This is a genomic window from Mycobacterium sp. SA01 (assembly GCF_041287105.1).
In the GTDB taxonomy this organism is placed as follows: Bacteria; Actinomycetota; Actinomycetes; order Mycobacteriales; family Mycobacteriaceae; genus Mycobacterium.
In genome coordinates, this window is record NZ_JBGGNO010000015.1 from 224,067 (window position 1) to 239,735 (window position 15,669).

The window sequence follows — 15,669 nt, forward strand, 5'->3', positions numbered from 1 at the left end:
GCGGCCATGATCACCGACCGGATCGCCGAGGTGCTCGGCGTCGACCACACCGACATCGACCCGGACGGCGACCTGATCGCGCAGGGTTTGGACTCGATACGCATGATGGCGCTGGCCGGACGCTGGCGCCGTGCGGGTTTCGACGTCGACTTCGCCCGGCTGGCGGCCGCCCCGTCGGTCCGTGCCTGGGCTGAGCTGCTGACCACCGCCGAACCCGCGAATCCGCTTCCTGCGCAACCACAACCGGCCGTCGGCGAGCCGTTCCCGATGGCGCCGATGCAGCACGCGATGTGGGTCGGCAGGCACGCCGATCAACAACTCGGCGGCGTGGCCGGCCACCTCTACGTGGAGTTCGACGGCGACGCGCTGGACCCCGAGCGGCTCCGGCGGGCGGCCACCCTGCTGGCGGCTCGGCACCCGATGCTGCGGGTCCAGTTCCTGTCCGACGGCACGCAGCGCATCGGCGTACCGCCGGACACCTTCCCGGTCGACGTCATCGACCTGCGGGAGTCCGACGACGTCGAGCAGCGGCTGGCCGCGATCCGGTCGGAGAAGTCGCGGCAGCAGCTCGACGGGCAGGTCTTCGAACTCACGCTGACTCTTCTACCCGGCACGCGCAGCCGGTTGCACGTCGACCTGGACATGCAAGCCGCGGACGCGATGAGCTACCGAGCGTTGATGGCCGATCTGGCCGCGCTGTATCGCGGTGACATGCTCACCGACATCGGCTACACGTACCAGCAATACCGGCAACAGCTTTCGCCGTCGGACCGATACGACACCGACCGGCAGTGGTGGTCGAACCGGGTGCCGGATCTGCCCGACGCGCCCGCGCTGCCGGTGGTGCCCGCCGCCGAACAGACCGACCCGCATCGGCCCGGTCGCCGCTGGCATTGGCTGGACCCACACACCCGCGACGGGCTTTTCGACCGGGCCCGCCGCCACGGGGTGACCCCGGCGATGACGCTGGCAGCTTCGTTCGCCGACACGGTGGGCAGCTGGTCGGCAGACCCGCGCTTTCTGCTCAACGTCCCGCTGTTCGGGCGGGAACCGCTGCACCCCGACATCGAGAACGTGGTCGGTGACTTCACCTCGTCGCTGCTGCTCGATGTCGACCTCACTGCTGCCGACACCCCGAGTAAGCGGGCACAGGTGCTGCAGCACACCATGCACGAAGCGGCGGCGCACGCGTCGTACCCGGGCTTGTCGGTGCTGCGCGACATCAGCCGCCATCGCGGGACACAGGCGCTCGCGCCGGTCGTGTTCACCAGCGCCCTCGGCCTCGGTGAACTGTTCTCTGCCGATGTGACAACGCAATTCGGCACACCCGACTGGATCATCTCCCAAGGGCCGCAGGTCCTGCTCGACGCCCAGGTGACCGAATTCGCCGGCGGCATCCTGCTCAATTGGGATGTCCGGGAGAGTGCCTTCCGCCCCGGCGTCATCGACGCGATGTTCGCCCATCACATCGACGAAGTGCAGCGCCTGGCGCGCGAGGACGACGCCTGGGACAGCGAGCGCGGCCCGCTGCTGCCCGCGTCGCAACGCGCCGCGCGGGAAGCGGTGAACACCAGCGCCCTACCCAGCGGAAAGATGTTGCACGACGGCTTCTTCGACCTTGCATCGCGTCAACCCGATGCCCCTGCGGTGTTCAGCAGCATGGGTGACCTGACCTATGACGATCTGTGCCGCCAGGCGCTGGCAGTGGCCGCCGCGCTGCGGGCCGCGGGACTTCCGGACGGCGGCACCGTCGCGGTGCTGGGGCCCAAGACGGCCGAACAGATCCCGGCGCTGCTGGGTATCCACGCGGCCGGCGGGGTGTATCTGCCGATCGGCATCGACCAGCCGGCCGAGCGGGCCCGGCGGATCCTCACGAGCGGGGCCGTCGACATGGCGCTGGCTTGCGGCGCCGAACTGCCGGAGGCGCCGGTTCCGTGCATGACGGTCACCGACGCGATCACCCGCGGCGACGGCGCCGAATCGGCCGCTGTCACCGGGGATCCGGGCCGTCTGGCCTACGTGCTGTTCACCTCGGGGTCAACCGGCGAGCCCAAGGGTGTCGAGGTCTCCCACGACGCCGCGATGAACACCGTCGAGTTCATCACCGGCCATTTCGGGCTCGGGCCGCAGGACCGGTGCCTGGCGCTGTCCACACTCGAGTGCGACATCTCGGTGCTGGATGTGTTCGCCACCCTGGCCGCCGGCGGGGCGATCGTCGTGGTCGACGAGGAACACCGGCGCGACCCCGACCACTGGGTGCGGCTCATCCAACGGCATCGGGTCACGGTCTTGCACTTTCTGCCGGGCTGGTTGGCGATGCTGCTCGACGTCGCAGGCCCGCTGCCGACGCTACGAGTGGTGCCGACCGGGGGTGACTGGGTCACCCCGGCGATGGCGCACCGGCTGCGCGGCCGGGCCCCCGGCGTACGGTTCGCCGGCCTGGGTGGGGCCACCGAGACCGCGATCCACAACACCGTCTGTGAGGTGGCCGACGTCCCCGAACACTGGACCGCGATTCCGTTCGGAAAGCCGTTGCCGAACAACCGATGCCGCGTCGTCGGTCCCGCCGGCACCGACTGCCCGGACTGGGTGGTCGGCGAGCTGTGGATCGGAGGGCGAGGACTTGCCCGGGGGTATCGCGGCCGGCCGGACCTGACGGCGGAGCGATTCGTCGAACACGACGGGGTGCGCTGGTATCGGACCGGTGACCTGGCCCGGTTCTGGCCGGACGGCACCTGCGAATTCGTCGGGCGCGCCGATCACCGGGTGAAGCTCAGTGGCTACCGCGTCGAACTCGGTGAGGTGGAAGCGGCGTTGCAGCGGGTGCCCGGTGTGCTGGGTGCCGTGGCGGTGACCGTCCCCGGGCGCACCGAGTCCGCGGACCGGCTGGTGGCCGCCGTCCAGCTCGCGGCCGGAACAAGCCTGGACTCCCTTCACACACGGATCGCCAAAGACCTTCCCGCTCACATGGTTCCGCGACACATCGAGGTGCTCGACCGGATCCCCTACTCCATCGGGGGCAAGGTCGACCGCAACGCCGTCGCCCGACGGGTCGCCGAGCGGGTGGACGCCGGAAGCGGAAACCGTCCGCCGACGGGTCCGGTGCAGTCCGCGCTGGCCGCGATCGTCGCCGATGTCCTCGGCGCGGCCGCGGTGGGAGCCGAGGACGACTTCTTCGCCCTCGGCGGCGATTCCGTGCTGGCCACCACGCTCGTGGCACGGATCCGGCAACGACTGGACGTCACGGATGTCAGCGTCGCGGACATCTTCGCCACCCGCACCGTCGAAGCCCTGGCCCGGCGGCTCGGCGAGCTCGAGCCGGCGGATCGGCTCGACGCCATCGCCGAGCTGTACCTCGAAGTGGCCCTCATGGACACCGCCGAGGTCGCCTTGGCGCTCACCCGGAGATCTGATGACTGACACCCTCACCGATCCGTTCGACCAGCAGCGGCTGGAGTTGTTGCGCCAGAAGCTGTCTCAGCGCGGCTTGCTCACCGAACCGGCCACGTCGGCGGACCCGGCCGGGATGACCGACGGTCAGCGCCGGATGTGGTTCGTGCACTCGATCGACGGCACCGGGGCGCTGTTGAACGTCTGCGTGTCGTACCGGCTGAGCGGTGAACTCGACTCGACCCGACTGCGTGCGGCCGTGAACGCGGTCGCCGCACGCCATCCGATCCTGCGTACCACCTACCAGACCGACGCCGACGGCGAACCGCGCCCGACCGTGCACGGGGAACTCGCCCCCGGCTGGGCCGAGCACGACCTCCGTGAGCTCGGGGCGCAAGCCAGCGGCCTGCGCGTGGAGGTGCTCGCGCAGCGCGCATTCACCGAACCCTTCGACCTGGGCACCGACTCGCCACTGCGGATCACGTTGGTCCGAACTGGTTCCGACGAGCATGTACTGCTGCTGGCGGCGCACCACATCGCCTGGGACGACGCTTCGTGGCGAGTGTTCTTCGCCGACCTCAGCATCGCCTACCAGGGCGGCGACCTTCCGCCGGCGCCACTGGCCGAAGCACCCGCATCCGGCAGCGACGACGCCGACGTGGCGTACTGGCGCGCGCTGCTCGCAGACCCACCCGAACCGCTGGAACTACCCGGGCCGAGGGGATCCGCGGTTCCCACCGAGTGGCGGGCCGCCCGGCGCACCACCCGAGTGAACTCCCGCACCGTCGATGCGGTGACCACGCTGGCGCACGAATCCGGGGCGACGCCGTACATGGTTCTGCTGGCGGCGTTCTCGGCGTTGATGCTGCGCTATACGCACGCCGACGACTTCCTGGTTGCCGCACCGGTTCTCAATCGCAGTTCCGATGACGTCATCGGCTACTACGGCAACACCGTCGCACTGCGCATGCGGCCGGACCGCAGGAGCACCTTCGGTGATCTGGTCGGCGCCGCGCGTGATGCCGCCGTCGGTGCCTTCGCCCATCAGCGGGTCAACCTCGACCGGGTGGTCCGGGAGCTGAACCCGGACCGTCGCTACGGGGTCGAACGGATGGCGCGGGTGAGCTTCGGCATGCGGCATCCGGACGGCGACGGCTTCCAACCCGGCGGCATCACCTGCCGGCGGGCCGAGTTCCGCGGCCAGTACGCCCAACTCCCGCTGGGATTCATGGTCGAGTTCGCCGGCGGCGAAGCAGAAGTGGAGGTCGAGTACCTCACCGAGGTCATCGATGCGGGCTTGGCCGAGCAGATGTTGCGGAGCTTCGTCGTCCTCCTCGAGGACGCGCTGTCCCATCCGGATCGGGTGCTGGCCGATCTGGCCGTGCTGGACGAGACGGACACCGCGCGGCTGTTCGACATGTCCCGAGGTGAGGACTACGTCTGTCCGCCGATGACACTCGGTGACCTGGTCGCCGAGCAAGCCGCCCGCCAGCCGAATGCGATCGCCGTCGTCTACGAGGGCCGCCACTACACCTACCGCGAGCTGAACGCGGCGGCCAACCGGCACGCGCAGTGGCTCGCCGCGCAGGGCATCGGCGCCGAAGATCGTGTCGCGGTGCTGCTGGACAAGTCGCCGGAGCTGGTCATCACCGCGTTGGGTATCGCCAAGGCGGGCGCGGTCTATCTGCCGGTCGATCCGGAGTATCCCGCCGATCGCATCGATCACATTCTCGGCGACGCGGATCCCAAAATGGTGATCCGCCAACCCATCACCGGTGTCGAGGACTTCCCCGACCACGACCCGGGTCCGTCGGATCTGGTGCGCCCGTTCGGTCCGGCCAACACCGCCTACCTGATCTACACCTCGGGGTCGACCGGTCTGCCCAAGGGGGTTCCGGTACCGCACCGTCCGGTCGCCGACTACTTCCGGTGGTTCGCCGACGAATACCAGATCGGTCCCGACGACCGCCTCCTGCAGGTGGCCTCACCCAGCTTCGACGTGTCGATCGGTGAGACCTTCGGGATCTTGGCCCAAGGCGCCCGCCTGGTGATCCCGCGCACCGACGGGCTGCGCGACATCGGCTATCTCACCGATCTGCTGCAGCGCGAGTCCATCACGTCGATGCACTTCGTGCCGTCGCTGCTCGGATTGTTCCTGTCGCTGCCCGGCGTCGAACAGTGGCGCAGCCTGCGGCGGGTGCCGATCGGCGGGGAAGCGCTGCCCGGAGAATTGGCCGACAAGTTCCACGCGACGTTCGACGCGCTGCTGCACAACTTCTACGGGCCGACCGAGACGGTCATCAACGCCTCCCGCTATAAGGTCGAGGGCAGGCAGGGCACCCGGGTGGTTCCGATCGGGAAACCCAAGATCAACACCGCGATCTACCTGTTGGACGATGCGCTGCGGCCGGTGCCGACCGACGTGATCGGCGAAATCTACATCGGCGGAACACAACTGGCGCACGGCTACCACCACCGGCCGGCGCTGACCGCGGAACGCTTCGTCGCGGACCCCTTCACCCCCGGCGGTCGGCTCTACCGTTCGGGCGACCTGGCCCGGCGAAACCGCGACGGCGACCTGGAATTCGTCGGCCGCGCCGACGAACAGGTCAAGATCCGCGGCTTCCGCATCGAACTCGGCGAGGTCGCCGCGGCCGTCACTGTGGATCCGAGCGTCGGGAATGCGGTCGTGGTCGCCGCCGATCTGCCCCATCTCGGCAAGAGCCTGGTCGCCTACGTGGCGCCGGCGGCCGGCGATGTCGTGGACGTCGAGCGGATCAGAATCCGGGTCGCCGCCGCGTTGCCGGACTACATGATCCCGGCCGCCTACGTCGTCGTCGACGAGATCCCGGTCACCGCCAACGGAAAGCTGGATCGGGCCGCCCTTCCGGCAGCCGAGATCGGCCCGATGGTCGACTACCGTGCACCGGTCACCGAGACCGAGCGCACCGTCGCCGCATTGTTCGCCCGGTTGCTCGGCGTGGGCGACGTGGGTTGTGACGACTCGTTCTTCGCCCTCGGCGGGCACTCTCTGCTGGCGACCAAACTGGTCGCCGCGATCCGCGAAGCCTGCGGGGCCGAGGTCACCGTCCGCGACATCTTCGAGGCCGGCAGCGTCGGCGAACTCGCCGCGGTGATCGATGGGCGCCGCGACCGTCAGACGCCGTCCACCCGGCCGCCGCTGGTCGCCGCCGGGGGCGACCCCGAGAGCGCACCGCTGTCGGCCGCCCAGCTGCGAAGCTGGTTCCAGTACCGCGTCGACGGACCCAGCCCGGTGAACAACATCCCGTTCGCGGCGCGCCTGACCGGTCCCTGTGATGCCGACGCACTGGCCGCCGCCGTCCACGACGTGATCGCCCGGCACGAGATCCTGCGCACCGTCTACCGCGAGATCGACGGAGTAGCCCATCAGGTCGTCACCGCCGGCGACAATGCTCAGGTCCGGCGGCTCGACGGTCCCGACAACCAGTGGCTGACAACCCAACTCGATGCCGAGCGGGCCCACCGGTTCGAACTCGAAACCGAACTGCCGATCCGCGTCGCCGTGCTACGCACACCCGGCGAATGCGTCCTGTCGATGGTCGTGCACCACATCGCCGCCGACCACTGGTCGGCCGGCGTGCTGTTCACCGACGTGCTCACCGCCTACCGGGCGCGACGGCAGGGCACCGAGCCGTCCTGGCAGCCGCTGCCGATCCAGTACCGCGACTACGCCGCATGGCAGATCCACTTGCTGTCCGACACCGAGTTGATGGATGCGCAACGGCAGTTCTGGGTGCGAGAACTCGACGGACTCCCCGAGGACACCGGCCTGCGCCCGGACCTGCCCCGGCCGCCGATGGCCGGCGGGGCCGGTGCGGCCATCCCGCTGCATTTCGGCACCGCCGTGCGAGAACGGCTGACCGCGCTGAGTCGTGAGCTCGGGATCACCGAGTTCATGCTGCTGCAAACCGTCATGGCGGTGGTCCTGAGTAAAGCCGGCGGTGGTCGCGACATCCCGCTGGGCACACCCGTTGCGGGCCGTACCGACACCGAATTGGACCGGCTGGTCGGTTTTTTCGTCAACATCCTGGTGTTGCGCAACGACCTGTCGGGCAATCCCACGCTGCGTGAGATCCTGCTGCGCTCGCGGGAGATGGCGCTGGCGGCCTACGCCAACCAAGATCTCCCGTTCGATCGGGTGGTCGACGCGGTCAACCCGGTGCGGTCGCTGTCCCGCAACCCGCTCTTCCAGGTGGTCGTCCACGTTCGCGAGGAGCTTCCCGAGAACCAGCTGATCGAAGCGGGCCCGGACGGTGACACCCGATTCACCGCCCTGGAACCGACTTTCGACGTGGCCCACGCCGATCTGAGCGTGAACTTCTTCGTCGGTGACGACGGCTATCGCGGGCACGTGATCTACCGCACCGAGCTCTACCACCCGTCGACGATGGAGCGCTTCGCCGGTTGGCTGGGTCAGGTCATCGACGCGTTCGCCGCCGATCCTGATGTCCGGCTGCGTGATGTCGACCTGCTCGGCGATTCCGAACGGCAGCAGGTGCTCGGGCAGAGCCGAGGCATCGAGTCGCCGGTCGAGCGGCCCCGCACCGTCCCGGGACTGCTCGAGGCCAGCCGGGCGTTGGGTCAGGACCGGGTCGCGCTGCGGTGCGCCGGTGATGAGCTCGATTACGCCGCGCTGCATCACCGTTCGGATCGCCTCGCCCAGTTGCTGGTGCGCCACGGCGTCGGCCCGGGCTCCCTGGTCGGCATGTCGATGCGCCGCGGGATCGATCTGGTGGTCGCGCTCGTCGGCATCATGAAAGCCGGTGCCGGTTTCTTCCCGCTGGACCCCACCTATCCCGTCGCGCGCAAGCAGTTCATGCTCGACGACGTCCAACCCGCCGTCGTCGTGGTCACCGAAGAGGCCGGCGCGTCGATGCCGCCCGCCGACGGCGTCACGGTGATCTCGATGGACGATCCGGCGGTTCGCGCCGAGCTGGCGTCCACCGATCCCGTCGCCGCCTTGACCCAGCCGCACCCCGACGACCCGATGTACCTGATGTTCACGTCGGGCTCCACCGGGACACCGAAGGGTGTCGTGGGCACCCACCGTGCGATGAGCACCAGGCTGACCTGGCAGCTCAAGCACTATCCGGTTCCGGGACAGGACATCCGGCTCGCGCAGGCACCGATGACTTTCCTGGAGGGGTGCATCGAGACGTTGGCCGGGCTCGCGGCCGGCGCGACCCTGATCGTCGCCGACGACGCCGAGCACCGCGACGCCGAGGCGATAGCGGGGCTGATCGAGCGGCATTCCGTCGCCCAGGTCACCGGTGTCGCCAGCCTGGTGTCCGCACTCGTCGACAGCGCACCGAACGCCGTGCGCGCGCTGCGCCGGCTGGTGACCTGTGGCGAGCCGGTGAACGTCTCGCTGCTGCAGCGTCTGGTCTCCTGCGTGGGTGAGGGTCCGGCGCGAAACATGCAGCTGCTGAACGCCATCGGAGCCACCGAAACCTCTGGTGCGTTGATTCGCGGCCCACTGGACCTGCCCATCCCCAAGATCGGTACACCGATGGAGGGGTCGCAGGTTTACCTGCTCGACGAGGCGCTGCAGCCGGTGCCGGTCGGTGTCGTCGGCGAGCTCTACTACGCCGGTGAGCAGATCGCACGCGGGTACTGGAAGCAGCCCGCGCTGACCGCGTCGAGGTTCGTCGCGAATCCCTATGCGGCCGAGCCGGGGTCGCGTTTCTACCGCAGCGGCGATCGCGGACGGTGGACTGAGGATGGCCATCTCGAATTCGTCGGCCGCACCGACCATCAGGTGAAGGTGCGGGGCTTCCGGGTGGAACTCGCCGAAGTCGAAGCCGCTCTGAAAGCCGCCGAGGGTGTCGCCGTCGCGGCCGCGCGAACCTGGGACGGATCCAGCGGCGCCTCCCTGGCCGGCTACGTCGTCCCCCGTGAGCCGGTGGACGATCCCGCGGCCTTCGCCGCCTCGGTGCGTGCGTCGGTGGCTGCGGCACTGCCCGGCTACATGACACCGGCCACGATCTCGGTGCTCGGCGCGATGCCCGCGACCGAATCCGGGAAGCTGAACCGCCCCGCGCTGCCACGCCCCGAGGCGCACACCACCGGCGCGAGCGAGCCGGCCAGAACCGACACCGAGCGGTCCGTCGCCGCAGCGATGGAGCAGCTGCTCGAGGTTGTCGAGATCGGCAGGGACGACGACTTTTTCGCACTCGGCGGGGACAGCATCCTGTCGGTTCAGCTCGCGGCACGGATCCGTGCGGCCGGCCTGACGGTCGAACCCCGGACGATCTTCGCCCATCCCACCGTGGCATCGCTGGCCGCCGCGATCGACGACGGGCACGTCGACCCGGCTACCGACCGCGCCGACACCCGCCACGAGGCGATGAGTGTGTCCGGACTGTCGGCAGGCGACCTGGCCGCCCTGAAGTCGTCGTGGTCGAAGGCCCGCCCGTCGTGACCAACGCCGTGGACATGGATGACATCGAGGACGTCCTGGCCCTCTCGCCCCTGCAACTCGGGCTGTACTCGCACGCCACGCTGATCGGACCCGACGGCGACGACCCGTACGTCATCGCGATGACGGCCGACGTGACGGGTCCGCTGGACGTCGAACTGCTCCGCGACTGCGCGGCGGCGATGTTGGTGCGCCACCCCAACCTGCGGGCCAGCTTCTGGCACCAGGATCTGCCGCAACCGGTCCAGATCGTCCCCGCCACAGTCGAACTGCCGTGGCAACATCTGCCGGCTGAGGACGACTTGCGGGCCGCCGAGATCGAACAGCGGGAACGCGGCAAGCAATTCGCGTTGCACGACGGTCCGCTGATCCGATTCCTGCTCATCGAGCTGCCGAATTGGCGCTGGCGGCTGGTGGTCACCGCACACCACATCGTGCTCGACGGCTGGTCACTGCCGGTGTTCATCGGGGAGATGCTCACGCTGTACCGAGTCGGCGGCACCCCCGAAGCGCTGCCGACGCCACGGTTGTACCGCGACTACATCGGCTGGCTCACCGAGCGCGATATGCAGGCAGGCGAATGCCTCTGGCGCAGGCACCTCGCCGACCTGCCAGGCCCGACACTGTTGTCGTCGGCCCTCGGTGGTGACGGGACGGGGCTGCCGAAGCGCACCGAGCTGTCGCTGCCGGCCGACGACACCGAACAACTGGCCGCCGCGGCCCGGACTCGGGGCGTCACCCTCAATTCGGTGATGCAGATGGCCTGGGCGCTGATCCTGTCCCGGCTGACAGACCGCGACGACATCGTCTTCGGGGTCACCGTATCCGGTCGCCCGCCCGAACTCACGGGTGTGGAAACCATGGTCGGCCTGTTCATCAACACCGTTCCGCTGCGGGTACGTCTCGACCCGAACAGGACTGTGGGACAGCACTGTTCGGCTCTGCAGCGGGAAGCGGCCGAACTACGCGACCACAGCTACCTGAGCCACTCGCAGCTGCGGGCGCTGGCCGGCGTCGGCGAGATGTTCGACACCCTGCTGGTCTACGAGAGCTTCCCGCCCGGCGGTGTGGTCGGCGGTCAGCAGTTCTCCGCAGGCGACGTCACCTTCCGGCCCGCAGCTATGGAAAGCCTCACCCACTTCCCGGTGACGGTCGCCGCCTACCGCAACACCGCCGAGCTGACGCTGCTGGTCGAGGTGACCGACAACGCGCTGGGCATGATGTCGCCGGAGACGCTGGGCCGCCGGGTGCTGCAGACGATGCGCCGCCTCATCGACGAGTGGGACCGGCCGCTGGGCGGGATCGGAATCCTGCTCGAGGGTGAGGCACCACCGATCGAGGCGCCCGCGGGCGTCGCCGGGCCCGGGGTGGCCGAGCGGTTCGCCGCAACCGCTGCGGTGCATCGCGATTCCGTCGCGCTTCGGTGGAACGGTGGCCGGCTGACCTACGACGAGCTCAACGAGCAATCGGACAGGATCGCGGGGTTCCTGGCCGATCGCGGCGTGGGCGCGGAGACGCCGGTCGCGATCCAGCTCCCGCGAGGTGCCGACTACGTGGTGGCGATGCTCGCCGTACTCAAGGCCGGCGGCATGTGTGTGCCACTCGACCCGGCGATGCCGGTAGGCCGGGTGCAGTCCATTCTCGCCCAGACCGGGGCTGCCGTCGTCATCGACGAGACCACGATGCCCGCCGCCCGCAGCGCACCGCGCCTCTGCGTGCCGGCCCATCCCGGCCACGCCGCCTACACGGTGTTCACCTCCGGCACCACGGGAGAACCCAAGGGTGTCATCGGAACTCATCGGGCATTGCTCGCCTACATCGACGACCACGCCGAGCGGATGCTCACGCCTGCGAGCGAGCGCCTCGGCAGGCCGCTGCGTATCGGCCACGCCTGGTCGTTCGCGTTCGACGCCGCCTGGCAACCGCTGGCAGGACTGCTGTTCGGTCACGCCGTGCACATCATCTCCGAGAGCGACCGCAGGGATGCCGACCTGCTCGTCGACATCATCGAACGGGAGGGGATCGACATGCTCGACGTCACCCCCTCGCTGTTCACCAGTCTGCGTCAGGCCGGGCTGCTGGACTCCGGGCGACTTTCGGTGCTCGCACTCGGCGGTGAAGCGGTCGGCGCGGGGGACTGGACTGATATCCGGAAAGCCTGCACCGGAACGCTATTGGCGGCGCACAACTGTTACGGCCCGACCGAGACGACCGTCGAGGCCGTCGTCGCCGCGATTGCCGAGCACGACGCGCCGGTGATCGGCTATCCGACACGATCGACGCGCGCCGCGGTTCTCGATTCGTGGCTGCAGCCCGTCCCCGACGGTGTGGTGGGCGAACTGTATCTGGCCGGCGATCAGGTGACGAGGGGTTACCTCGGTCGCCGCGCCGAGACCGCGACGCGGTTCGTCGCCGCCCCGGGCGGTGCCCGGATGTACCGCACCGGCGATCTGGTGCGGCGGGATCACGACGGCGCGCTGGTCTTCGTCGGCCGGGCCGACGCCCAGATCCAGGTCCGCGGGCATCGCGTCGAGCTGGGCGAGATCGAGGCGGTACTCGAAGAGATGCCCGGGGTGCGGCACGTACACGTCACGGTGCAGGGGCAGACCGCGGGTCCCCGACTGGTCGCGTACGTCGACGGTGACGTGACGGTGTCCGAACTGCGCCCGCTGCTGCGGAACAGGTTGCCGCGGTACATGCTTCCGCACCGGCTGATCGTGGTCGACACGATTCCGCTGACCGCCAACGGCAAGGTCGACGAGGCGGCGCTGGCGGCCACCGTGTCACCCGACGAGGCTCCGGAGCCGCCGAGCACGCCGACCGAGATCGCCCTTGGCCATGCCGTCGCGGAACTGCTGGGCCTTGCCGCCGTCGACCTCGACGCCGACTTGCTGGAACTGGGGCTCGACAGCATCGCCGCGCTGTCGTTGGTTCAGCTCGCGCGCAGCAGTGGACTGTCACTGCGCGCCCGGCTGGTCCTCGAGTGCGGCACGCTTCGCGAACTCGCGGCGGCAGTCGATCGCGACACCGCCGACGACCTCGCTGCCGGGCCGGAGCCGCAGGGCCCGGTTCCGGCGCTGCCTGCCGTGCACTGGCTCTATGAGCACGGCGATCCGCGACGCCTGTCGCAGGTGGAGGCGATCCGATTGCCGGCCGATGCGACCGCCGAGCGGCTGCGCCTGCTGCTGGACGGGATCGCCGCCGGGCACGAGATGTTCCGCAGCCGCCTCGACCGCGCGACGATGACGTTCGTCCCGGCCGGTCGAGACACCATCCCGCTGGCCGAGGTGGTGGTCGCCGGCGAACTCGGCGACGCCGTCGCCGAATACGCAGCCGCCGCGATCGAACGGCTGGATCCCGAGGTCGGCCATCTGACCGAAGCGCTGTGGCTGCATGGCCCGGGCGAGCCGGGTGTTCTCGTACTGGTCGTCCACGTGCTGGCGATGGATCCGGCGTCCTGGCGCATCGTGCTCGGTGAGTTGATGGCCAACTGGTCGGCCGCCGGCTCTGCCGAATTCGGCCCCGTCAGCGGTGAACAGGTCAGTTATCGCCGGTGGGCTCACCGCCTCACCGATCGTGCTCGCGCTCTCGACACCGTCGATTTCTGGCTCACGCAGATCGACGGTGAAGACCCGGCATTGGGGGACCGGCGCGTGCGCCCCGAGGCGGATCGGTTCGCCGACCTCGCGATCACCGTGACGGTCACCGAGGCCGACATCACCGGCGCTCTGCTACGCGGACAGACACCGATCCAAGACCTGCTGGCCGATGCATGTGCCCGTCTGATCACCCGCTGGCGCGAGCAGCGCGGCGCTGTCAGCCCGGTTCCGCTGCTGGCGCTGGAAACCCACGGCCGCACCGGCGCGGACGACACGGTCGGCCTGCTCAGCGCCATCTATCCGTTACGGATCCGTCCGGGACACCCGATACCCGAGATACCCGGCGAATCAACTGATTACGCCGCGCTGCGTTACCTGAGGCCGGACACCGCCGAGCTGCTGCGGGGTTTCCACGGCCCGCAGGTGCTCCTGAATTACCTCGGCAGGCTCGACCTCGATGCCGGGGCACTGCTGGACCGCGGTCTGCTCGCCCACCTGTCGATCATGACCGAACCGAACGTCGCGGTGCGGCACGAACTGACCCTGGTCGCCGCCGTCGCCGGTCGAAAGTTGGTCACCCAGTGGCGAACGCTGCCCGACATCTTCAGCGCGACGGATGTGGCTGCGCTGCAGCAGATGTGGGCAGAAATCTTGCAGGAGTTGGCGGAGGTGACGTCGTGATGCGGCGGTTGGCTGTTCTGGGCGCCGGAGCCAAGGCGGTGGCGGTGGCCGCGAAAGCGGCGATGCTGCGCGACATGGGCGTCGTCACACCGGAGATCGTGGCTGTCGAGCGCACGGCGGTCGCGGCGAACTGGCGCGCGGGCGGTGGTTGGACCGACGGCCAGCACCGGCTGGGAACCAGCCCGGAGAAGGACGTCGGCTTCCCGTACCGGTCGATGATCCTGCCCGGCCGCAACGGCGAACTCGACCAGCGGATGATGCGGCTGAGCTGGCAGTCCTACCTGGTGAGCACCGGGCGCTTCGCGGAGTGGGTCGACCGCGGCAAGCCAGCACCGACCCACGAGACGTGGGCGAACTACCTGCGCTGGGTGGCCGACGCTGTGGCACTGAATGTCGTTGACGGCGAGGTGATCCGGATGTCTCTCGACGGACAGTCGTGGGTGTTGCACACCGGCGGCGGCACGGTCGAGGCCGATGCGGTGATGATCACCGGCCCCGGCCAGCCCGGCCGATCGGTGCTGCCCGGCCATCCGCAGGTCCTCTCGATCGCCCAGTTCTGGGAGTTGTCGGCGTCGAAAGAACGGATCGACGCCGAGCGGGTCGCGGTGATCGGCGGTGGTGAGACCGCGGCGTCGATGCTCAACGAGCTCTTCGGGCACCGGGTGTCCACCATCACGGTGATCTCGCCGCAGGCGACGTTGTTCACCCGCGGTGAGAGCTTCTTCGAGAACCGGATGTTCAGTGACCCGACGGATTGGGTCGGACTGACTCCGGCCGAGCGGCGCGACGTGATGGCCCGCACCGATCGCGGGGTCTTCTCTGCGCGGGTTCAGGATTCGCTGCTCGCCGACGATCGGATCAGGCATCTGCGCGGCCGGGTGGCGCACGGTGTCGCCGCCGACGGCCGGATCCGTATCACGCTGCACACCGACCGGCACGGCGAGCGGCTCGAGACGGTGCACGGATTCGACCTCGTCATCGACGGTTCGGGCGCCGACTCGCTGTGGTTTCTGCCGCTGTTGGCTCAGGATGCCCTGGACCTGCTCGAGGTCAGGCTGAACGGGCCGCTGACCAGCGACCGGCTGCAGCGGGCGATCGGCGATGACCTCGCGTTGAGCGGGGTGGCGCCGAAGCTGTTCCTGCCCAATCTTTCCGGGCTCAACCAGGGTCCCGGATTTCCCAACCTGAGCTGCCTGGGGCTGCTGTCCGATCGCATTCTCGGCGGCCGGCCCGGTGCCCAGTTGACCCACACGAACGGGAGGAACGTTGAGTACCAATCCATTTGACGACGAGGACGGCCGCTTCTATGTCCTGGTCAACGACGAGGAACAGCACAGCCTGTGGCCGGCGTTCGCCGAGATCCCCAGCGGCTGGCTGGTCGCGTTCGGGGTGGCGAGCCGGGCGGACTGTGCGGAGTTCGTCGAGCAGAACTGGTCGGATATCCGGCCGAAGAGCCTGCGCGCAGCGACTCGACAGTGAAGTTATGCAATGCTAACTTCTCCCTAGATTGGTTAGGCAAACCTAAGGAGGCGGGGGCGG

5 protein-coding genes are annotated in these 15,669 nt (G+C 69.1%); all 5 read left to right on the top strand.

The genetic code is table 11. The annotated features are described in order from the left end of the window. Positions 1-6: 6 nt before the first annotated feature. Genes AB4879_RS07425 through AB4879_RS07445 form a run of 5 tightly spaced genes read left to right on the top strand, consistent with a single transcriptional unit; the run spans position 7 to position 15,609 of the window. Positions 7-3,420, top strand: a complete 3,414-nt coding sequence (locus tag AB4879_RS07425) for an amino acid adenylation domain-containing protein (protein WP_370507127.1) — start codon at positions 7-9, stop codon at positions 3,418-3,420. After that, the gene (locus tag AB4879_RS07430) at positions 3,413-9,853 is read left to right on the top strand and encodes an amino acid adenylation domain-containing protein (RefSeq protein WP_370507070.1); all 6,441 of its coding nucleotides are present in this window, start codon (positions 3,413-3,415) and stop codon (positions 9,851-9,853) included. The genes AB4879_RS07425 and AB4879_RS07430 overlap by 8 nt, the downstream gene beginning before the upstream one ends. Before the next feature lie 14 nt (positions 9,854-9,867). Further along, positions 9,868-14,130 (top strand): amino acid adenylation domain-containing protein, encoded by a 4,263-nt coding sequence (locus tag AB4879_RS07435; protein WP_370507128.1) that lies wholly within the window; start codon positions 9,868-9,870, stop codon positions 14,128-14,130. After that, positions 14,127-15,416 (top strand): NADPH-dependent L-lysine N(6)-monooxygenase MbtG, encoded by a 1,290-nt coding sequence (gene mbtG / locus AB4879_RS07440; protein ID WP_370507071.1) that lies wholly within the window; start codon positions 14,127-14,129, stop codon positions 15,414-15,416. Before AB4879_RS07435 ends, mbtG begins: the two co-directional genes overlap by 4 nt. Continuing rightward, positions 15,397-15,609, top strand: a complete 213-nt coding sequence (locus AB4879_RS07445) for an MbtH family protein (protein ID WP_102805029.1) — start codon at positions 15,397-15,399, stop codon at positions 15,607-15,609. The genes mbtG and AB4879_RS07445 overlap by 20 nt, the downstream gene beginning before the upstream one ends. Positions 15,610-15,669 lie beyond the last annotated feature (60 nt).

Excerpts from the sequence above, each read along its gene's own strand:
- AB4879_RS07425 (WP_370507127.1), top strand. The coding sequence starts at position 7 with ATGATCACCGACCGGATCGCCGAGGTGCTCGGCGTCGACCACACCGAC.
- AB4879_RS07430 (WP_370507070.1), top strand. The coding sequence starts at position 3,413 with ATGACTGACACCCTCACCGATCCGTTCGACCAGCAGCGGCTGGAGTTG.
- AB4879_RS07435 (WP_370507128.1), top strand. The coding sequence starts at position 9,868 with ATGGATGACATCGAGGACGTCCTGGCCCTCTCGCCCCTGCAACTCGGG.